The organism is Pseudofulvibacter geojedonensis, from assembly GCF_042675745.1.
GTDB lineage: Bacteria > Bacteroidota > Bacteroidia > Flavobacteriales > Flavobacteriaceae > Pseudofulvibacter > Pseudofulvibacter geojedonensis.
The window spans coordinates 194,468-216,820 of sequence record NZ_JBHTJM010000010.1; the positions used below are offsets into that span (position 1 = coordinate 194,468).

Annotated in this window: 17 protein-coding genes; 7 read left to right on the top strand and 10 right to left on the bottom strand. The window is 33.0% G+C overall.

The features are described 5' to 3' along the window. Positions 1-28: 28 nt before the first annotated feature. The gene (gene serA, locus ACFQ1O_RS12785; protein WP_377716471.1) at positions 29-1,921 is read right to left on the bottom strand and encodes a phosphoglycerate dehydrogenase; all 1,893 of its coding nucleotides are present in this window, start codon (positions 1,919-1,921) and stop codon (positions 29-31) included. A 157-nt stretch (positions 1,922-2,078) separates the two neighbouring features. Between serA and ACFQ1O_RS12790 the strand changes: the two genes are divergently transcribed. The 3 genes from ACFQ1O_RS12790 to ACFQ1O_RS12800 are packed head-to-tail and all read left to right on the top strand — an operon-like array spanning position 2,079 to position 3,559. Beyond that, entirely contained in the window at positions 2,079-2,762 is a 684-nt protein-coding gene (locus tag ACFQ1O_RS12790; protein WP_377716474.1) for a YjjG family noncanonical pyrimidine nucleotidase, read from the top strand. Between the two features lie 9 nt (positions 2,763-2,771). Further along, complete coding sequence (locus ACFQ1O_RS12795; RefSeq protein ID WP_377716477.1) at positions 2,772-3,293, top strand: hypothetical protein; 522 nt, start codon at positions 2,772-2,774, stop codon at positions 3,291-3,293. 17 nt (positions 3,294-3,310) lie between these two features. Continuing rightward, entirely contained in the window at positions 3,311-3,559 is a 249-nt protein-coding gene (locus ACFQ1O_RS12800) for a hypothetical protein (protein WP_377716479.1), read from the top strand. Between the two features lie 14 nt (positions 3,560-3,573). Here ACFQ1O_RS12800 and ACFQ1O_RS12805 read toward each other — a convergent pair whose 3' ends face one another. Next, complete coding sequence (locus tag ACFQ1O_RS12805) at positions 3,574-4,851, bottom strand: replication-associated recombination protein A (RefSeq protein ID WP_377716482.1); 1,278 nt, start codon at positions 4,849-4,851, stop codon at positions 3,574-3,576. Between the two features lie 142 nt (positions 4,852-4,993). On the opposite strand from ACFQ1O_RS12805, the gene ACFQ1O_RS12810 reads away from it, so the two are divergent. Continuing rightward, on the top strand, positions 4,994-5,623 hold the full coding sequence (locus tag ACFQ1O_RS12810; protein WP_377716484.1) for a rhomboid family intramembrane serine protease: 630 nt from the start codon (positions 4,994-4,996) through the stop codon (positions 5,621-5,623). Positions 5,624-5,633: 10 nt separating this feature from the next. Here ACFQ1O_RS12810 and rlmB read toward each other — a convergent pair whose 3' ends face one another. From rlmB to ACFQ1O_RS12850, 8 genes are all read right to left on the bottom strand, one after another. After that, the gene (gene rlmB, locus ACFQ1O_RS12815) at positions 5,634-6,368 is read right to left on the bottom strand and encodes a 23S rRNA (guanosine(2251)-2'-O)-methyltransferase RlmB (protein WP_377716884.1); all 735 of its coding nucleotides are present in this window, start codon (positions 6,366-6,368) and stop codon (positions 5,634-5,636) included. Positions 6,369-6,462: 94 nt separating this feature from the next. Further along, a complete protein-coding gene (locus ACFQ1O_RS12820; protein WP_377716487.1) occupies positions 6,463-6,972 on the bottom strand; it encodes a hypothetical protein in 510 nt (169 codons plus the stop codon). Positions 6,973-7,037: 65 nt separating this feature from the next. Further along, positions 7,038-8,498, bottom strand: coding sequence for a SusD/RagB family nutrient-binding outer membrane lipoprotein (locus ACFQ1O_RS12825; RefSeq protein WP_377716490.1), 1,461 nt, complete (start codon positions 8,496-8,498; stop codon positions 7,038-7,040). A gap of 16 nt (positions 8,499-8,514) precedes the next feature. Then, complete coding sequence (locus tag ACFQ1O_RS12830; protein WP_377716493.1) at positions 8,515-11,610, bottom strand: SusC/RagA family TonB-linked outer membrane protein; 3,096 nt, start codon at positions 11,608-11,610, stop codon at positions 8,515-8,517. Between the two features lie 167 nt (positions 11,611-11,777). Next, complete coding sequence (locus ACFQ1O_RS12835; RefSeq protein ID WP_377716496.1) at positions 11,778-12,512, bottom strand: hypothetical protein; 735 nt, start codon at positions 12,510-12,512, stop codon at positions 11,778-11,780. A gap of 81 nt (positions 12,513-12,593) precedes the next feature. After that, positions 12,594-14,030 (bottom strand): RagB/SusD family nutrient uptake outer membrane protein, encoded by a 1,437-nt coding sequence (locus ACFQ1O_RS12840; protein ID WP_377716499.1) that lies wholly within the window; start codon positions 14,028-14,030, stop codon positions 12,594-12,596. 11 nt (positions 14,031-14,041) lie between these two features. Then, on the bottom strand, positions 14,042-17,236 hold the full coding sequence (locus tag ACFQ1O_RS12845) for a SusC/RagA family TonB-linked outer membrane protein (RefSeq protein ID WP_377716501.1): 3,195 nt from the start codon (positions 17,234-17,236) through the stop codon (positions 14,042-14,044). A 163-nt stretch (positions 17,237-17,399) separates the two neighbouring features. Beyond that, the gene (locus tag ACFQ1O_RS12850) at positions 17,400-19,070 is read right to left on the bottom strand and encodes a hypothetical protein (RefSeq protein ID WP_377716504.1); all 1,671 of its coding nucleotides are present in this window, start codon (positions 19,068-19,070) and stop codon (positions 17,400-17,402) included. A 265-nt stretch (positions 19,071-19,335) separates the two neighbouring features. Here ACFQ1O_RS12850 and rpsL point away from each other — a divergent pair, with 265 nt between their 5' ends. From rpsL to fusA, 3 genes are read left to right on the top strand one after another with little or no spacing between them, the layout of a single operon-like run. Further along, positions 19,336-19,710, top strand: coding sequence for a 30S ribosomal protein S12 (gene rpsL / locus ACFQ1O_RS12855; RefSeq protein ID WP_377716506.1), 375 nt, complete (start codon positions 19,336-19,338; stop codon positions 19,708-19,710). 27 nt (positions 19,711-19,737) lie between these two features. Next, a complete protein-coding gene (gene rpsG, locus ACFQ1O_RS12860; RefSeq protein ID WP_377716509.1) occupies positions 19,738-20,214 on the top strand; it encodes a 30S ribosomal protein S7 in 477 nt (158 codons plus the stop codon). 11 nt (positions 20,215-20,225) lie between these two features. Beyond that, the gene (gene fusA, locus ACFQ1O_RS12865; RefSeq protein WP_377716512.1) at positions 20,226-22,352 is read left to right on the top strand and encodes an elongation factor G; all 2,127 of its coding nucleotides are present in this window, start codon (positions 20,226-20,228) and stop codon (positions 22,350-22,352) included. The last annotated feature ends 1 nt before the right edge of the window (position 22,353 follow it).

The following is a 22,353-nucleotide window of genomic DNA, read 5'->3' on the forward strand; positions in this document are numbered from 1 at the left end:
CCTTTTAAAAGGTGCTTTTTTATCGTTTTTAATAAAGAACTCTAAATTTTATAGTATGTTCTATATCTTTTAAAGCTTGTAAAACTTCGTTATTATATTCTTTATCTACATCTACTATTACATAACCAACAGAATCGTCGGTAGCCAAGTATTGTCCAGTTAAATTTAAATCGTATTTAGCAACTACTTTATTTATTTTTGCCATAATACCTGGAACATTTTTATGAATATGTAAAAATCGGTGTCTATTGTTTTGTCTTGGTAAACGGATATTAGGGAAGTTAACAGCATCTACCGTATTACCTGAATTAATGTAATTCATGATTTTACCAGGAACAAAATCTGCAATATCTTTTTGCGCCTCTTCTGTACTACCACCAACATGAGGAGTTAGTATTACATTAGGAATTCCTTTTAAATCGGTTACAAATGATCCGTTAGCTCTAGGCTCTACAGGAAAAACATCAACAGCAGCTCCAGATAGTTTTTTAGATTCTAGAGCAGTTTTTAAAGCAGGAATATCTACTACAAAACCTCTCGAAAGATTCACTAATACTGCACCATCTTTCATATGTTTTATTTCTTCTTCTCCAATAAAGTTTTTGTTGTTTGCATTGTCATCTATGTGCAAAGAAACTACATCAGAAGTAGATAATAATTCTTCTAAGGTATGACACTTTTTGGCGTTACCTAATGCTAAGCGATCTTCAATATCATAGTAATAAACTTGCATACCCATTGATTCTGCTAATACAGATAATTGCTTACCGATATTACCATAACCAACTATACCTAGTTTTTTGCCACGAACTTCTCTAGATCCTTTTGCTGTTTTATTCCATTCACCATTGTGTAATTCTGTGCTACGGGCAAAAACCGATCGCATTAACATTATAATTTCACCAATAGCCAATTCAACAACAGATCTAGTATTGCTATAAGGAGCGTTAAAAACAACTACTCCTTTATTTTTACAAGCTTCTAGATTAATTTGCTTAGTACCAATACAAAAAGCACCTACGGCCATTAGCTTTTCTGCCGCATCAATTACTTTTTGGGTTACTTGTGTTTTAGAACGTATTCCTAAAACATGAATATCTTTTATTCTTTCAATTAGTTCTTCTTCAGATAAACTTCTTGAAACCGTTTCTACCGTAAATCCGTCATCAGTTAAACGCTCAAAAGCATCAGGATGTACGTTTTCTAGTAATAAAATTTTAATACGGTGCTTTGGGAATGAGATCTTTCTTGGCAATTTATTTAAGTATAAAAATTCGTCTAAATTAGGTGTAATATGGTCTGCGTTATCTATGGCTTTATCTCTTGAAACATTTTCGGTGTATGCAAAGAACTTATCTGCAATACCAGCTTTTCTCATCACATAATCACTATATCCATCTCCTATTACTTGTACTTCCCCTGGTAAGTTTAAGTTCTTAAGACAATCTATTTTTCCATCATGTTGAGATAATACATTTTCTGAATCAAAACCTATAATAGCCTCTTTGTCATCAAACTCAAAAGTATTAGCATAAACTCTTTCAGAAGGTATATTATAGTCTTTTACAATTGGATCAATGAATTCTTTAAAACCACAAGAAATAACATAAATATCTTCTGCATGTGTTTCAAAAAACTCTTTATTGTCTTCAATAGACTTAGATACTTGTCTTTTTAAACGTCTAATAAGTTCATTTAAGTCACTTTTTTTAGCGTTTAAAAGTTTGATTCTACTCTCTAAAGATTCAGTAAAAGAAATGTCTCCATCTATACCTTTATTGGTAATATTTTGGATTTCCTCAATGATCTTATGCTTTTCAGGGTTGTTTGCCAGAGTTATTTCGGCAAGAATGTCTAGAGCTTCTACACGAGTAAGTGTGCTATCGAAGTCAAAAACATACGTTCTGTTGTTTGTTTCCATGACGGAATTGTAGTTGTTGCTGTTAAGCAAGCAAATTTAATAAAACTATATTTAATTTAAGGTTTTAGTATTTAAAAAAGTATACTGCTTTTATAGGAAATAGTTTTTATTTACTATTTATAATTTAGCATCTACTATATTTGTTTAAAATTGTACAATGAAAAAGATCACAGATATTTTTTTTGATTTAGACCACACTTTATGGGATTTTGATAAAAATTCAGAAATAAGTTATGGAATTATTTTTAGCAAATTGTCTTTAGATGTGGATATAATTACTTTTTTATCTGCTTACAAACAGATAAATATACATCTATGGAAATTGTTTAGAGAAGAAAAAATTGATAAAGAAACCTTAAGGTATAAGCGTTTAAGAGATACATTTAATGTTATTAATTATAATATTACAGATGAAGTAATTTATAAAATAGCCGATGAGTATATATACTATCTATCTAAGCAAACTCATTTATTAGAAGGGGCAGAGCAGCTTTTAGAATATTTAAAACCTAAGTATAAATTACATATTATTACTAATGGATTTCAGGAAGTACAAGTAGGTAAATTGAATAATACAGATTTAATACGTTATTTTGATGTGGTAGTAAATTCTGAAATGGCAGGTGTTAAAAAACCCAACCCTAAAATATTTGAAATGGCTTTGGAATTGGCAAATGTTAAAAAAGAAAACGCTATTATGATAGGCGATAGCTATGAAGCAGATATTTTAGGAGCTCTAGATATAGGATTAGATGCTATTTGCTATAATTACCATCAAGAAATTTTACCTACTACAATTAAACAAGTAAATCACTTAAATGAATTACAAGAAATATTTTAAATAAAAAAAATGAAAAGATTTTTATTCGTTATATCAGCATTATTTATTACTTCATTAGTAAGTGCACAAAAAGTATTGAATAATTATAAATATGTGGTTGTTCCTATTCAATATGAATTTCAGAAAACAGAAGATCAATATCAATTAAATAGTTTGTTAAAGCATAAGTTCAAGCAATTGGGGTTAGAGGCTTATTTAGAAACAGAAGATTTGCCAAAAGAAGTGAAAACTAATACCTGTTCTTACTTAAAACCGATAATCAATGCTAAGAGCAACATGTTTGCAACTAAAGCAACTATAGATTTGGTTGATTGTGAAGGTAAAGTTGTTTACACAACGAAAGAAGGAAAAAGCATATCTAAAAACGTCAGAGCTTCTTATTTAGAGGCAATTAGAATGTCTTTAAAATCTTTTGATGGTTACCACTATAGATATGAGCCTAAAGAAGAAGTTGTAGTAGTTGAAAAAGAAATTAAGGTTAATAAGGATAATTTAAAAAAGGAATCTGTAAAAAAGAACGTATTTATTTAAATCATGGTACAGATTACATGTTTAAAGGAGAGAAATATGCTTTTCAGACTGTATTAGACGGGCCTTTTTATAAAAACATAGTAAAGAAAGACTGCGATATAAGTATTGGAACGCTTTCTAAATCTTCAAAGAAAGGAATTTATCATGTAATATTACATAAAGAAAAGGGAATAGGTTACTATGATGAAAACGGTAGTTTTTTAGTTGAAATAATTGATTACTCTGGAGAAGTTAAATTACATAAATTTCAAGAACTATCCAATTAATAGTTAAGCTATTTTTAGTATCTATATTTGTTTTTCCAACGTAATTTTAAAAAGTCACGTTGAGCATTTTCTCGAGCATTATTTGATGGTTCGAATAGGGTAGTGCCGCTTAGCTCGTTGGGTAAGAATTCCTCAGCAACAAAGTTGTTTTCATAGTTATGTGCGTATTGGTAATTATCTCCATACCCTAGATCTTTCATTAACTTAGTAGGTGCATTTCTTAAGTGTAACGGAACAGATAAGTCTCCAGTTTGTTTAACTAGTTGTTGTGCTTTTCCAATTGCCATATAAGAAGCATTACTTTTAGCAGATGTGGCCAGATAAATTACGCATTGGCTTAAAATAATTCTAGCTTCAGGGAAACCAATGGTAGTAACAGCTTGAAAACAGTTGTTTGCCATTATGAGCGCTGTTGGGTTAGCATTACCGATATCTTCACTAGCTAAAATAATTAATCGTCTAGCAATAAACTTAACATCTTCGCCTCCTTCTATCATTCTTGCTAACCAATATACAGCTCCATTCGGATCACTTCCTCTAATAGATTTGATAAAGGCAGAAATGATATCATAATGTTGTTCACCTGTTTTATCGTACAGTACTGTATTTTTTTGTACTGTGTTTAAAACTAATTTATTTGTTATAATTACTTCATCTGTATTAGAGTTGTTTACTAATAGTTCAAAAGTATTAAGTAGTTTTCTACCATCACCGCCAGAAATTCTAAGTAACGCTTCAGTTTCTTTTAGAATAATTTTCTTTTTTGAAATGATATCATCTTGTTGGATGGCTTTTTCTAATAAAGTAATTAAGTCTTCTTTACTAAAGTGGTTGAGTATGTATACCTGACATCTTGACAATAGAGCAGGAATAACTTCAAAACTAGGATTTTCTGTTGTAGCCCCTATTAAAGTAATAATTCCTTTTTCTACAGCTCCTAAAAGAGAATCTTGTTGCGATTTACTAAATCGATGAATTTCATCAATAAACAAGATAGGGTTTTTAGTAGTAAATAAGCCTGTATTTTTTTTAGCAGATTCTATAACTTCTCTAATATCTTTAACTCCAGAATTGATTGCACTTAAAGTATAAAATGGCCGTTCAGATGTTTTGGCAATGATATTTGCTAATGTAGTTTTACCTGTTCCTGGTGGTCCCCAAAAAATTAAAGAAGGAATAACACCTTGTTTTATTTGATTACTTAAAGAGCCTTTATCTCCAACTAAATGTTCTTGACTAATATAATCTTCTAAACTATTTGGACGTAATCTTTCTGCTAATGGTTTGTTCATAAGGTAAAAATACAAATATGAGTAGTTTTGACAATTTAACAGTTTCTCTTTTTTGGCTAGTAAATTGTAACTTAGTTATTATATGAAACGATTTTATGATATAATAAATATTATTTTTTATCCAGTTCTGTTCATTTTACTTATGTGGACGGTATTTTTAGTTGAGATTAATTTTGGAAATGATTTTACAAAATTTGGAGTTTATCCTAGAAAACTATCTGGATTAATAGGTGTTGTTGCTTCCCCTTTTATACATTCAGATTTAAAGCATATAACGAATAATTCTATTACATTCTTTGTGTTAATGTTAGCAATAAGAGTTTTTTATAAAAAAAACTTCTTAAGAGTTTTTTGGATAGGATTATTGCTATCTGGTTCTTTAACCTGGTTAATAGGAAGAAATTCTTATCATATAGGGATGAGTGGGGTAATTTATATGTTGGCAAGCTTTATAATGGCAAAAGGGTTCTTTTCTAAAAATTATCATCTCATAGCATTGACTTTGTGCTTGGTTTTTCTATATGGAGGAATGATTTGGTATGTTTTACCAATTGTAGATGGTGTCTCCTGGGAAGGTCATTTAGCAGGAATGGTAGCAGGAATTTTATTGAGTTTCTTTTTTAAAAATGAGATATTAGTACAAGCTATAAAAAGACCAGCCTTAACCCCTAATCAAGAATTGTTTCTAGAACATTTTGACGAAAATGGCAAGTTTGTAGCTAACCTTCCTTTTTTAGATGAAGATGGTAATTTGATATTAGATGAAGAATAATAATTTACTTTTATAAAGTCTTTTGTCTAACGGTTTCATATAAAAATGCTCCACAAGCTACAGAAACATTAAGTGAGGCTATTTCTCCATACATAGGCAATTTTGCTTTGTAATCGCAAATTTTAAGTGTAGATGGGTTTATTCCTCGTTCTTCAGACCCCATAATAATAGCAGTAGGTTTGTTTAAGTCGATATTATAAATCATTTCATCTGTTTTTTCAGTTGCGGCAACCACTTGAAATCCAGAGCCTTGCAAATGATATATAGCATCTTTTAAGTGGTTTACTTTACAAACAGGTATATTAAACAATGCTCCAGCCGAAGTTTTTATGGCATCTGCATTTATTGGAGCGCTACCTTTATCTAAAATAATTATTCCTTTTACATCTGTACAAACAGCAGTACGAGCAATAGCTCCAAAATTTCTTACATCAGTTATTTGATCTAATAATAGTAGAGTAGGGTTTGTTTCTAAATTTAAAGACTCACACAATTCTTCAATAGCTATAGTTTTTACTAAGGCTACTTTGGCATAAACTCCTTGGTGGTTTTTATCTTGATACTTATTAAATTTTTGAGAAGGAACATATTGAAAAGAAATTTTTTCTTTTTTTATCAATTCAAACAACTCTTTAGATAAATCATTTTGAGCTTCTTTTAGTAAGAAAACTTTTTCTATATCTGTACCGGCTTTAATGGCTTCAATAACTGCTCTAGATCCGAATATTATACTTTGTTGCATGATTTAAATTTAGACTGCAAATGTAGGTTGAATTTATGGTATAAAAAAACCACCTCGAATATGAGGTGGTTTTTTGAGTGTTATATAAACTACTTTATTAGTCGTTAATAGTTATAGTAACAGTATCATTAATTACTACAGCACCAATTCCAACAGGGAATAAAGCTAATTCAATAGTTTCTGGACCTTCTGTAACTCCGTCGTTAGTAATAGAAATAAAATTACTAAGAGTGTTTTGTAAGTTCACAGAAGCATCATAACCATAGTAATATCCTCCTTGCTGTAAGAAATAACTAACTTGAGGAACTGTAGGTATAGTGAAATCAAAATCTTCACCTTGAACAGCTGTACCACCAATAACTCTAATACCTATTTGACCAGATACAAATGTACCAAGTTCTAAAGCATCAAATTTTTCCTCAACTAATCCTTCTTGAACTACAGTAATACTTGGGCTCCCACCTTCACTTACTGTAACATTGTCTTCTTGAATTGTAGCATTAGTTGAATTGTCTCTAGGTATGTTAGGAATACTTTCATCTTGATCACAAGAAACAACTAAGAAAGCTACAGTTAAGACTGCTAAAAATTTTCTTAAATTTTTCATATTTGTTTTATTTTTTGATATTAACTAAGCTAATTTTTCAATTAGCTTAGTCGTATTTTCTTTTATTAGTTTACGTCCCAAAATACTTTTGAAGTGAAAGCGTCAGCTCTTTCTTGGTTTACAACATTTGCTGAATTACCAGAATACTCAGAAGCTGGGTATAATAATCTAACAGGGATATTAGGATCTGTTGAACCTGCTGGCAATGGTAAGTTTGCAGGGAATCCAGTTCTGTTGTATTCAATCCATAATTCTGCTCCAGAAACACTTGTTAAAGCAATCCACTTTTGTGTTAAAATAGCTTCTAAATTGTTACCTGCTCCATAAGCTAATCTTTGATCTGTAGAGTTAGCAGCTAAATAAGCAGTAGAACTACCAGCACCTAAATGACTGAATGAAGCAGCTACACCTTGGTTAAATAAAGCTTGTGCAGAACCTCCAGTTAAGAAACCTCTTTCTATAGCTTCAGCTTGTAATAAATAACTTTCTGCAGCTAACATTATAGGTAAAGGCTGATCTGGACCTGTTAAGATACCGTCTCCAATATTAGCAGCACCACCACCACCGTTTTGTTGAGTACCTTGGAAAATTCCAGATCCTGGTTTCCATAAACGGTTTAATCTAGGATCATTAGAGTTATCTAATAAGTTAAAAGCAAATTGAGATGGTCCAGTCTGAAGATTGTTAAAAGTAGCAACACCTGCAACATTTGCACCGTAAGACTCCCAGAAAGGATTTTGAGCGTTATCTTGGTTAGAATACCCAGGGTTTACCATTACATTTTGAGATATAAAAGTAACTCCATTTAACTCAGCAAATTTAGACTGAACATAAGTGTTTAAGTTAGCATCTTGACCTGCTTTTATAGTTAAACGGTTTAATAATCTAAGTTTAACAGTGTTTGCAAATTGCTTCCATAAAGTCATATTACCTTGAAAAGTAATATCAGTAGCGTTCATTGAAAGAGCGTTAGAATTATTATCTATTAAAGCAATTGCTTCATCAGTTAGAGTAATAAGACCTTTGTAAATATCTTCTCCATTATCATACACAGGGAATAATATTGCTGGGTTATGAGCTTCTGAAAAAGGTGCGTTACCATATAAATCTACAATATATTGTAAGTAAAAAGCCTTCAATATTTTAGCAGCAGCTTTATGGTTACTCCAATCTTGACCATCGTTATAATTTTCGATAGTTGTAAGATTTGAAGTATATCTATATAAGTCATCCCATACATCGTTGTAAAATGTACTGGTAAATAAATAAGTAGATTCTGCAGGATAAGCAGATTGAACTGCTTGATAATCTCCAGACCAAGCTACAGCCATAAAGTTACCAACACGATTCAATCTGTTGGTAAAAGTTGCAGCAGTTGTTTCTTGAGCACCAACCATCAACTCATTCGGATTAAGTTGATCTAATGGTTGATTATCTAGCGCATCGTTAACGTCTAAATAGCTATCACAAGATATTACACTTATAAAAAGTAATAATAACGTGCTTATTTTAATTGTTTTCTTCATTTTATATTTTTTTTATTTAAAAAGCAAAGTTTACTCTTACACTATAATGTCTTGTAGGAGGAGTTCTCTGGAACCCAGCCTGTCCAAATCTTCCTGCAAATTCAGGATCAGTATAGTCTTTGTTACTAGACGGTAGAATAGTTAATAAGTTTCTTGCACTTACACCAACGTTGAATTTACTCAATTTAAGTTGTTGAACAAATTTAACTGGTAAATCGTAACTTAAAGATACTTCTCTTAATTTAAATGCAGTAGCATCTGTAATAAAGTTTTCATCAAAACTCATATAGCTGTTTTGGTAATAAAGATACGCAAAATTATATGGGTGGATTAATGGATTACCTCCAGCAGTTTCAACTGTTGTATTAGGAGCACCATTTGTACCTTGTACAGTAGAGTTAGGATATATAAATGGTAAACGATCATTACGTGTAGTTTCAATTGTTTTACCAACACTAGCTAAACTTCTTTTAATACCTGAATGGAAAACATGTCCAGTTCTGTAATCTGCATTAGCAGCAAAACGGAAATTCTTATATCTTGCATTTACAGAGAAGTTTAAGATGTAATCAGGAGTAGTCTGACCCATAACCTGTAATTCTGATTGAGAGATTGGGTTACCATTAGTGTCAATAACAACTTGACCTTGATCATCTCTTACATAACCATTACCTAATAACATTGGGAACTCTTCTCCTTCAATAGCATAAGTACCTATAGTACTTGTACGACCGTCTACACGAACTCTATCAGATTCATCAGAAACTTTTTCAACAGTAGTCTTAAAGGTACTGAAACCAACTCTACCGTTTAATTCAAAATCTTCTGTTTTTACTGGAGTAAAACCTAAATCAACCTCAAAAGCGTTAGATTTAGTTTCTCCAACATTAACTACTGCATTACCAAATCCTGTAGCAAATGAACTAGAAGTTTCTAAAATTTGGTTAGTGTTTCTACTTAATGAAGCAGAAGCATCTAAAGTGATTCTAGGTCCTTTAATGTTTAAAAATTCTAAATTCACATTTGCTTCAAATGAATTAATAAATTCATTTTCTATATTAGGATCTACAACTGAATTCTGACCAATTAAAGAAACATTACCAGAACTTGGGTAGAATGTATCGTTTATTGCTACAGTAGATAATTGGTGAGCAGCTAAAGCATCAGCAGTACCAACTTTTACGTAAGAAGCAGATAATTTAGCTTTGTGAAAAGCTTTACTTTTTATCTCAGGGAATGCTTTAGTAGGAATAAAAGCTAAACCAACAGATGGGTAAAAGAAACTTCTGTTAGATTCAGGTAAAACTGAATTCCAGTCATTTCTTCCTGTAGCGTTTAAGAATAAATAATCTTTATAACCTAAATCAACCTGTGCGAAAACACCAGCTCTTCTGTGTCTAAGATTAGCTTCTTGTGCTACTGGTACAGTACCTAAATTACTTAAGTGGAAGAAACCAGGAATAACTAAGTCTAATCCACTAGATATTAAACGAGAATATCTACGATCCCATGTACTAACACCAACGTTAGATTTGAATGTAATATCTTCTGTTAAGTTGTAGTCAAAGTTAACTAAGAAATCATTAGTAACTATTCTATCAGTATCAATATCAGTTTTATAATACGAACGAATTGTTCTGTTGTTACCTGCAACTAATATTACATCATCAACAAAACCATTTCTTCTTGTTACATCACTATCTTGTGTGTTTCTAACATTAGCTCTGAAAACGGCATTAATATTGTCGTTAAATTCATAAGTTAAAGATCCTGTTAAATCAACAATTCTTCTTCTACCATCTAATCTATCATTTTTCAATGTCCAGTATGGGCTTGTACCATATACTGTCCAGTGATCTGCGTTATCTCCACTATCAAAAGCTTCGATAGGAATGTTACCAGCAATTTGTGATAATTGACTATAAATACTACTTCCAAAACCATTTTCGTCAACGTTATTGATGTCATCAGTTTTTTCTTCTGTATATCTAGCAATAGCCTGAGCAGTTAATTTACCTATTTTTTTACCAGTTGTTAAAGAGAAGTTGTTCTTTAATAATTTGGTAGTAGGTAAAATACCATCTACATCTTGTCTTAAATAACTTAAGTTTACATAACCTGATTCCATAGAACCACCAGCAATAGATATAGAGTTTTGTAAGTTAAGACCTGTCTGAAAGAATGGTAAAATATTATCTTCTATATGACTGTATTCAAAAAATCTGTAGTCACCATTGGCATCTGGTGTACCTACAGGTATAAGAGCTCCGTTATAAGGAACACCCCATGAACTCTGATCAACAGTTTCAATGTTACCTCCCCATCCTTGACCAAAACGATCTTGAGTTTCAGGTAAAAAAGCAACTTCTTCAAATGTAGCAGAAGAACTAATATCTACTGTAAACTTATCAGAACCTTTAACACCTTTTTTAGTTGTTACTATAATAACACCAGATTTTCCAAGTTCTCCATATAAAGCAGCTCCATTCGCACCTTTAATAACATTAACACTTTCTATAGTATTAGGATCCATTGTTTGGAAAACTTCCGTAGAAGAAACTACATTGTCAATAACAATTAAGGCACCGTTACCACCAGATATAGAACGAGGTCCTCTTAATGTAATTTGATTGTTCTGTGTTAAACCAGAAGATGTAGTGTTAATTTGTAAACCAGATACCTTACCAGATAATGCTTGAACAGCATTAGGGTTAGCAGCTTGGTTTAATTCATCAGCTTTTACAACTTGATTTGCAGTTGTAATCTCATCAGGTTTACGCTTAATACCAATAGCAGTTACAACAACTTCTTCTAAAGAATTGTCAGGTTGTAAAGTAACGTTAATTGAGTTCGAAGAAACAGCAATATCTTGAGTTGCGTATCCAACGTAACTGAATGATAATGTGTCACCATTGTTTGCATTGATAGAATATTTTCCATCAAAATCTGTTGAAGTACCGGTTGAAGTACCTTTAATTAAAACAGTGGCTCCTGGAAGCGGAATGTTGTTTTCGTCAACAACCGTACCGGATACTGTTTGTTCTTGTGCAAAGGTAATTTGCACAACAAACGCTAGTAATAGCGTTAAAAATCCATTAAACTTTGTTTTCATTTTTATAAATTATTTGAATTAGCCAAGGCCAAAAATCATAAATAAAAGTTAATAAAACAAACTTTAACTTCTTTTTTTACTGTTTTAACATTTAAAAAACAAGTGTTTTAAATAAAAAAAACCTACTAAAAAGCAGGTTTTTCAATTCAAATAAAAAGGAAAAATGATTAATTTCCTACAGTAAAATTGTGTGATGCAGAAGATCCAAAGTTTCCGCCTCCTATTACAACTTGGTTGCCGTTAACAAGTACTTTATATTCACCATTTTCTGGGTAACTTAATCCGTCACCATATGAATCATTGATAGTAAATGTATAATCACCATGTGCTAAACAAGCTGATTGAATATCTGTCTCAACATTTGTTGCATAACCAGTAACTTCCATAACTACCGTTCCGTTTGAATCAGTAATATTCCAATCAGATTCAGTAGCGTATCCATCGAAAACAATATCTACAGTTACTTTTTCTGTACCATCTGCACAAATATCAACAATATTTAATTTAATATCCTTTCCTATAAACCAACCTTCTTGTGGTTCAATTTTTAAATGTAATTCTAACCCTAAATTTGCATTAGTAGATGTTACTTCAAAAGTTCCTGTACTTTCGCCAGCTGGAATAGTAACAGAACTAGCTACATCATAATTGGCAGGGTCAGCCGTAGTTGCATCTGTATCTACAATAATATTAAATACTCTATCTGAAGAAGCAACAGAAGAATTTAAAACAGTAACTGTTCTTGTTCCTGATGTTTCACCTACAATAATTCCTAATTCAGCTTCTTCAGCTTCAAAAACAGAATAATTGCTTATTGCGTCTTTAGATTCATCTTCACTACAGCTTTGAAACATGAATAAAGATAAAACTACAAAAGCGGATAATTTTAATAATTTTTTCATAATTATATTTTAAAGGATTTCTAATTGTTTTAAATATAATCTTGAATTTCTAAAAAATTCAAGATTATATTCTTATCTCTTTTATAGAGGGTTTTGATCTGATTGACTAATGTCTGTATTAGCGTTGATCTCATCTTCTGGAATCTGGAAAGTAAGTTCGTTGGCCCCAGCAGCAAAGTTAAAGCGTCCAAAAGCTGGATGGTTTGTACCTGCATAATCTCTGTTTAAACCTACATTCCATCTCTTCATGTCATAAAAAGCTAAACCTTCACCCCACATTTCAACTCTTTTATGAGTTCTAATTTCATCTAATAAAGTAGCTCCAGTGTTAGTAGATAACGTATAGCTAGCATCTCTAGTAGATATTAAGTTGAATAAAGTTTGAGCAGCTCCACCATCATCTCCAGATAAAGCTCTTGCTTCAGCTTCTATTAAATACATTTCAGCACCTCTCATGTATACATAATCTCCTTCAAAGAATGTAGCATCGATGAATTTTGTGTTTGCATACATAGGTAATCCATTTCCAGGACCATCAAACCAGTTTAATCTGTTATCTGTAGCAGATATTTGGTCATAAAGGTTTTTGTCAATGTTTTTATAAACATTTAACAGTCCAGCATATCCTGGGTTTAAGTTTCCTATGTGAGAGAAGAAAGAAGCATAAATTGTGCTTGTAGCAGTAGTAACATCAGCTCCCCACATCCACTCAGGGTTAGAAATGTCGTCAAATCCATCTAACTGTTCTGCGTTACTCATTAGAGCTACTCCATTTCTAGCTTGAGTAGCCATGGTAATAGCGTTTCCGTAATCACCCATGTCTAAATGTAATCTAGCTAATAAACCAGCAACAATATTCTGATCAATTTCAGTTTTGTTTGGTCTAGAGTAATTTGCTAGGTGAGTGTAAGCTCTGGTTAAATCTTCTAAAGCCTGTTGGTAAACATCAGCTTGTGGTGCTCTTCCTGGTATAGATACATCTTGAGAGTGTAAAGGTATACCTCTAGTACCATCTCCATACAATCTTATTAGATTCATGTAAGCCATACCTCTTAAAGCTTCAGCTCTACCTAAAACACTTAATAGATCAGGATCAGTAGCAGTTTGAGGTATTTGAGTTATAATAGCATTGGTGTCAGTAATAATTCTGTAATAGAAATTCCATACCATATCAGTAATACGACTTATTTCTTGTCTACCAGTGTAGTTGTAATAACGTCCAAACCAGTGATTAACAGACATGTTCATATCTGTAGACATTAAGTCTAAACCAAGACCTATAGACATTAAACCAAAGTCATCATGTATGTTCCCTCCATTAGTAGAGAACTCGTATAAAAATGTGTTTGTTGCACCTAATTGACCAACATTTAAAGCTAATAAGGCTTCAGGAGAAGACTCTGCTAAATCCTGAATTTGAGCTTGAGATGCTGTTTCGTTAGGAGCTTTGTCTAAAAAGTCCTGAGAACACGAAAATGTCAGTGCTGCAAGAATTGTTGTTAATAATATTTTTTTCATTGTTTTTTTTTTTAAAATTTAACTGTAAGACCAAAAGTAGTGGTGCTTAAAATAGAGTACTCGTTAGATGATGTACCTGTTAAGCTTAAACGAGGATCGTAACCTTTTCTTTTAGACCATAATTTTACATTGTTAGCTAAACCATAGAATCTTATAGATTCTAAACCAAGTATCTTGGTGTACTTGTTTGGTAGAGTATAACCTAAGCTAATGTTTTGTAAGCTTAAATATGAAGCATCAATTAATCTTAAATCAGATGCCGCATAGTTTGTAGGGTGACTATAAGTGACTCTTGGTAAGCTAGCAGTAGTGTTTTCAGGAGTCCAAGTAGACCCTAAAACATCGCTATGGAAGTTACCTCCTTGTTCTGGGTTGAAGGCACGCCAATAAACGTTATCCATACCATAACCACCTATTTGATAAGAGAAATCTACACCAAAATCGATGTTCTTGTAATTACCGTTAAAGCTGAAACCTCCATAGAAATCAGGTAAAGCGCTTTTTCCACTGAAAACTTGTTGAGCAGCTCCTATATCCTCAGTAACTTCAACTACCATATTTCCATTAACATCTAAGTTAGTAGGATCGTTTACATAGTATAAAGCATTACCGTTAGCTGGATTAACTCCTGCGAATTCTCTTAAATAGAAATCATATCTACCTTGTCCAACTTGTAAAGCGAATGGGAACTGATTGTTTGTTATGATATCACTACTCTCACCAAATAGTTTAGTAACTTCATTTTTAACATGCGTTGTATTAGCATTAAAGCTTAAGTTGTAGTCTTTGTTTCTTAAAATATCTACGCCTAATGTAATTTCATAACCAACATTTTCCATGTCAGCAACATTCTCTGGGAAAGGGCGACCACCTGCTGAACCAGCACGAGGAGTTAGGAAAAGCATGTCTGATACTTTTCTTGTAAAGTATTCAGCTTCTATGCTTATTCTATTGTCTAGGAATCTAGTTTCAAATCCAACATTAAAGTTACGGTTGGTTTCCCAAGTAATATCTTTATTTCCTAAGGTTGAAAGTTGAACACCTAATTGACCTGTACCTTGAGGTACGATGTATTGGTCTTGATATGGATAGTAGTTTCTTCCTCCTGTTGGTAAAAGAAGACCATCGTTACCTTGTTCACCATAACTAGCTTTTAGTTTTAATTCGTTTAGCCAGTCTGCGCTATCCATAAAGCTTTCTTGAGAAACTCTCCAAGCACCACCTATACCAAAGAAGGTACCCCATCTGTTGTCTGGGTGGAATACAGAAGATGCATCTCTTCTTAAACTACCGTTAATGTAGTAACGGTTGTCATAATCATAAGATAATCTAGAGAAATATCCTTCTAAAGAGTAGAATCTTTTACCTCCACCAGCTGGTGTGTCAGTTTCAGCACCTAAATCTAAAGCATCATTATTAGGTAATAAGATGTTAAATTTGTTACCAGTTAAGAAACTGAATTCATAGTCCATAGATTCGTGACCTAATAAAACAGCAATAGAGTGTTTGTTTATTTCCTTGTTCCAGTTTAATAATTGCTGGTTGGTGAAACTAAACGTTCTACTGTTACTGGCAGAAACTCTACCGTTAGCTGTAACTGCATCTCCATATAAAGGAGTATCTAAAGTATTGTTGTTACTTTGTATTAAATCTGTACTTAAGTTATAAGTGAACTTGAAGTCGTTCCAGAATTTAAAATCAAAATACCCCTGACCAGAAACATTGTCTGTAACCCTTTCGTTTTTATCTAATAAAGCAGTTGCTACAGGATTCTGTAACTGTCCATATGGTCTAGTAGAAGGAGCTATCGTTCCAGTACCATCGTCATATTGAGGGTTGCCGTTTTGATTTAAAATCATATTACCGTTTACGTCTCTTGCAAAAACAGGGTAAATAGGCGCAATACTTCTTGACCAAGATAATGGGTTTGAGTAGCTACCCGTTCCATCACCATCTACATTGTTTTGTTTGGTGTTTGCATAACGTAAGTTACCTCCAACTTTTAAGTTATCGGTAAGATTTGTATTTGTGTTTAACTGAGCAGTAACTCTCTGGAAACCTGAATTAATTACATAACCATCGTTGTCTTCATAACCTAAAGAAAGTAAAAAATCAGAGTCTTTACTTGCCTTTGCTACACTGATGTATGATTGAGTAGTGATGTTATTTTTGAATAAGTAATCATCCCAATCTTCGTTATATAATAAGTTAGCGTTAGGATTGAATTGACCAGTATTTGGATCTATTAATAAATTTCCAGCTACATCATATGGGTTGTAGTTTATAGGGTTTGCAGGAAAAACATTTGTACCTAAGTCATCAACATTAGTAATTAGGTTAGTAGCAGCTAAGTTAGAAGCTGTTTGTATAGGCATCCCTTGATCTACAACAAAACCATTTCTTAAATTTTGGTAGTGAGCTCTTAGGTAGTCAGAAGAACTATCTATCATCTCATAGTCTTCAGCAGATCTTCTATTAAAACCAACTCTATTGTCTACAGTAACACTTAGCTTATCAGTTTTTCCTTTTTTGGTTGTTATGATAATAACACCATTCGCACCTCTATTTCCGTATAATGCAGCAGCTGCAGCATCTTTTAAGAAAGTAGTAGACTCTATATCTTGAGGGTTTATAGCGTTAATATTACCAGAATAAGGTACGCCATTAACAACATACAAAGGAGCAGAAGAAGAACTGATAGAACCAATACCTCTGAAACGTACAGTTGGTGCAGCACCAGGTTGTCCAGCTTGTTGTACAATTTGTACTCCGGCAACTTTACCTTCTAAACCTTGAACAACGTTTGCAGATTGTACTTGTCCTAACTCTTCGCTGCTTATAACGGCAACTGAACCAGTAATAGCTTCTTTCTTTTGTGTACCATATGCGGTAACAACTATTTCATCTAGCTCATTATCAGGAGTTAGAGTGGCGTTTATAGAAGTTCCATTAACAACAATAACTTGTGTAGCGTAACCTACATAACTAAACTCTAAAGTATCTCCATTTTTAGCTTTAATAGAGTATTTTCCATCAAAATCAGTAGAAGTACCATTGGTAGTTCCTTTAATTAAGACAGTAGCTCCAGGTAATGGTAGACTGTTTTCGTCTAACACTGTACCGGAAACTGTCTGTTCTTGTGCAAATGTTAACTGCACGACAAACGCTAACAATAGCGTTAAAATTCCATTGAATTTTGTTTTCATGTTATAAATAATTTGAATTAGCCAACGACAAAAGTCTTAAAATAAAGTTAATAAAACAATAAAAAGGCCTTAAAAAGTATAATATACCTCATTAAAAACTCATATTTTGTTAATAAAATTAACATATGTTATGTGTAATTCTATAGGTTTTATAGGGTTTTGTTTAAAATATCGTTTTCAGGCTAAGGTGTATTTTAGAGTTTGAAAATTTAACAATTTCCTTGTTGGTTTTGCTATTTGCGAAGATAAAACGAAGTAGATTGTTGTTGGCTTGTAGTCCAAAACCTAGTCCAAAACCAAATAAATTGTTTGTTGCGTTGTTGATTTGGTTTTTGGTGTATCCATAATCTGTAACGCTGTGAATGTATATTGAGTTGTTGAGTGTAATTCGGTATTCTAAGTTGAGTATGTTGTATAGATTACTTGGTATGCTGTTTTCTTGAAAGCCTCTTATGGAGTTGATTCCTCCAATGAAATGTGATTCGTTTTCTAATAGGTTTTCGCTAATTAAATAGTGGCTCTGGTTTTTGATATATATAGCGTTTCTCTGGTTAAGATCGAAAGTGTATTCGCTGCTTAGTGATATGTTTTGTTGAGTTGTGTTTGTTTCGCCTGTTCTTTTTCCGGTTCCAATTTTCAATCTTGTTAAGGTTTTGTTAACAAAAAGTTTGTTTTGGCTTGGTTTAGAGTGTTCTATGTTTAAAGTGTAGTTGGTCTTTTTGTAATCGGTGTTAGTTATCGATAGGTTTTTTAGGGCATTTGAATTAGTGAACTCTATTCCTGTGCCGATTTTTAAATTGCTGTTGATTTGATAAAAAGTTCTAATGTGTTGTTGGGTGTTGGTAAAGGTTGAGTCTTTTCTGAAAATGTCTAGTTCTCCTTCGAAGCTTATTGGTGAGTTAAATAAAAATGGTATGTTGGTTCTTAAATTTAATTTTCTTTGTTCGTTTTCTGTAGATTGGTATCTAAGATGAAGTTCTTCTCCTGAGTTTAGGTTGTTGATTAGTTGAAGATTTATATTTCCGTTAAATTCTATTTTGTTGGTTTCTGTGTCGGAAGAAAATCCTAAAAACCCATCAAAAGAATTGCTTTGTTTTTTTGTTATATAAAGGTAGACTTCTGTTGAGTCTTTTGTGAATAGAACTCCTGGTTTTTGTGATTCTGAGGCAAATCGTAAGCTGTTGATTTGGTTTGACTTTTTTTCTAACTCAGAGGTGTTGAGTTTCTTGTTTGTTCTTATGTTAAGTTGATGTTTTAGGAATTTTCTTGGGAATTTCTCGTAACCTTTAATAACGATATTGTTTATTGAGTTTGTTTTAGAGGTGGTTGTGTTGAGTTGGGCGGACACTAAATCATCTATTATGGTGATGTTTTGTAGTTGTAGTTTGCTAAATGTTTTTCCAGAGTCTACATAATGCTTTATGATGGAGTTAAGGTTTGTCTTTAAATCCTTGGTTTTACTTGTGAAGTGTGACGTTTTTATGTTGGTTTCTGGTGTTAGGATTTTTTCTAGTTTTTTGTTGGGTATTTCTTTATTGTGAAATATTTGTATTTCTGTGTATTGTTTGTTTGGGGTTATTGTGGTTGTGTATAGGCTGTCGTTTGTTTTTTTGAGAGGCGAAACCTCAGTGTTAAAATACCCTTGATTAAATAGGGATTCTTTTGTGTTTAAAAGGTGTGTGTTAATTTCTTTAAGGTTTTTAAAGTTTAGTAGTTGGTTTAATGTAGGTTGAGAAGTGCTGTCGTTGGTTTTCGTTTTTAAGTAGAAGTTCTGGCTAAAACTAAAGTTTAGGAGGGTGAAGTGTATGATAAGTGTTAATAGTAGCTTGTTCATTTTTTGTAAAGCAAGGTTTTGAATTCTACAATGGTAAAACTAAATAGAATACTAATATGTTGGGTTGTTTTTAAGATTTATTTATATGGGATGGGTTGAATGAGGGTTTGAATAAGGGTGTAAAAGGTGGGTTAAATAGCAGGTTTGTTAAGTGTTTTTGAATCTTCTTGAAAATTAATGAGTTGGCGTTTGATTTATAAGAATTTATTCATACATTTGCAGCCCTCTAAGGAGAGGAAGTAAAATTTATTAATTAATATTATTTATGCCAACAATTTCACAATTAGTACGAAAAGGTAGAGCCAAAATAACTAAGAAGAGTAAATCGGCTGCTTTAAATTCGTGTCCTCAAAGACGTGGTGTTTGTACTCGTGTTTATACAACGACGCCTAAAAAACCAAACTCAGCAATGAGAAAGGTAGCAAGGGTTCGTTTAACGAACGGTAACGAGGTAAATGCATACATCGGTGGAGAAGGTCACAATTTGCAAGAGCACTCGATAGTATTAGTTAGAGGAGGAAGGGTAAAAGATTTACCAGGAGTTAGATATCACATTGTTCGTGGGGCTTTAGACACTGCAGGTGTTGAAGGAAGAACGCAACGTAGATCTAAGTATGGTGCAAAACGCCCTAAAAAGTAATTAAAAAAAACTTTTAAAAGTTAAGACATGAGAAAAAGAAAGGCGAAAAAAAGACCACTTTTACCAGATCCAAGGTTTAATGATCAGTTAGTTACAAGATTTGTAAACAACTTGATGTTAGATGGTAAGAAGTCGGTTGCTTTTAAAGTATTTTATGATGCGATGGATATCATAGAAGAAAAAAATCAAGACGAAGAAAAAACAGCTTTAGAGATTTGGAAAGATGCGTTATCTAATGTTATGCCACATGTGGAGGTTCGTTCTCGTCGTGTTGGTGGGGCTACATTTCAAATCCCTATGCAGATCAGACCAGATAGAAAAGTTTCTATGGCAATTAAGTGGTTGATTTCTTATACACGTAAGCGTAACGAGAAAACTATGGCTGCTAAATTAGCTGCAGAGGTTATGGCTGCTGCAAAAGAAGAAGGAGCTGCAGTTAAGAAAAGAGTTGATACTCATAAGATGGCTGAAGCGAATAAAGCATTCTCTCACTTTAGATTTTAATACCAATAGAAATGGCTAGAGATTTAAAATATACAAGAAATATAGGTATTGCAGCACATATTGATGCTGGAAAAACTACGACTACAGAGCGTATTTTATATTATACGGGTGTAAGTCACAAAATTGGAGAGGTGCATGATGGTGCAGCTACTATGGACTGGATGGAGCAAGAGCAAGAAAGAGGTATTACAATTACTTCTGCTGCTACTACTTGTGAGTGGAAGTTCCCTACAGAAAATGGTCAAGCTACTCCAGATACAAAAGGATATCACTTTAATATTATTGATACTCCAGGTCACGTTGATTTTACAGTAGAGGTTAATCGTTCGTTAAGAGTTCTTGATGGGTTGGTTTTCTTATTTAGTGCAGTAGATGGTGTTGAGCCACAATCTGAAACTAACTGGAGATTAGCAGATAATTACAAGGTTCCTAGAATTGGATTTGTTAATAAAATGGACCGTCAAGGATCCAACTTTATGGCAGTTTGTCAGCAAGTTAAGGATATGTTAGGTTCTAATGCAGTTCCAATTGTAATGAATATTGGAGATGAAATCGACTTCAAGGGTATTGTAGATTTAGTTAAGAACCGTGCTATTGTTTGGCATGATGAGACTCAGGGTTCTACTTTTGATGTTATTGATATTCCAGAAGAATTAAAAGAAGAGGCTGCTGAGTTAAGAGGTAAACTTATTGAAGAAGTTGCTGCTTACGATGAGAATCTTTTAGAGAAATATATGGAGGATGAAAACTCTATTACAGAAGAAGAGGTGCATGCTGCATTAAGAGCTGCTGTAATGGATATGTCTATCATTCCTATGATTTGTGGTTCTGCATTCAAGAATAAAGGTGTTCAGTTCTTATTAGATGCTGTTTGTCGTTATTTACCTTCTCCAACAGATAAGGAGGCGATTGTAGGAACAGATCCTAATACTGGTGAGGAGATTTCTCGTAAGCCAGACGCAAAAGAGCCATTCTCGGCTTTAGCATTTAAAATTGCTACAGATCCTTTCGTAGGGCGTTTAGCATTCTTTAGAGCTTATTCAGGTCGTTTAGATGCGGGTTCTTATGTGTTAAATAACCGTTCAGGAAAGAAAGAGCGTATTTCTCGTATTTATCAAATGCACTCTAATAAGCAGAATGCAATTGAATATATAGAGGCTGGAGATATTGGAGCAGCTGTAGGTTTTAAGTCTATTAAAACTGGAGATACATTATCTGATGAAAAGAATCCTATCGTTTTAGAATCGATGGATTTCCCAGATCCGGTAATCGGTATTGCTGTTGAGCCAAAAACTAAGGCTGATGTAGATAAGTTAGGTATTGCTTTAGCTAAATTAGCTGAAGAGGATCCAACGTTTACGGTAAGAACAGACGAGGCTTCAGGACAGACTATTATTTCTGGAATGGGAGAGCTTCACTTAGATATTATTGTTGATCGTTTAAAGCGTGAATTTAAAGTAGAGGTTAACGAAGGTCAACCTCAAGTAGAGTACAAAGAAGCAATTACAGCTACTGCAGATCACAGAGAGGTTTACAAGAAGCAATCTGGTGGACGTGGTAAATTTGCTGATATTGTATTTACTATGGAGCCTGCTGAAGAAGGTAAGCAAGGATTAGAATTTGTTTCTGAAATTAAAGGTGGTAACGTTCCTAAGGAATATATACCTTCTATTGAGAAAGGATTTAAAGAAGCTATGAAGAATGGTCCGTTAGCGGGTTATGAAATGGATAGCTTAAAGATTACTTTAAAAGATGGTTCTTATCATGATGTAGATTCTGATCAATTATCATTCGAATTAGCTGCTAAATTAGGTTATAAAGCTGCTGCTAAAGCTGCTAAAGCTGTAATTATGGAGCCTATCATGAAATTAGAGGTTCTTACTCCAGAAGAAAACATGGGTGATATTGTTGGTGACTTAAACAGACGTAGAGGTCAGGTTAACGATATGGGAGACCGTGCAGGTTCTAAAGTTGTTAAGGCAAATGTTCCTTTATCAGAAATGTTTGGTTATGTAACTTCTTTACGTACGTTATCTTCAGGTAGAGCAACTTCTACTATGGAATTTTCTCACTATGCTGCAACACCTTCTAATGTTTCAGAAGAAGTAATTGCTGCTGCTAAAGGTGTTAATGCTTAAT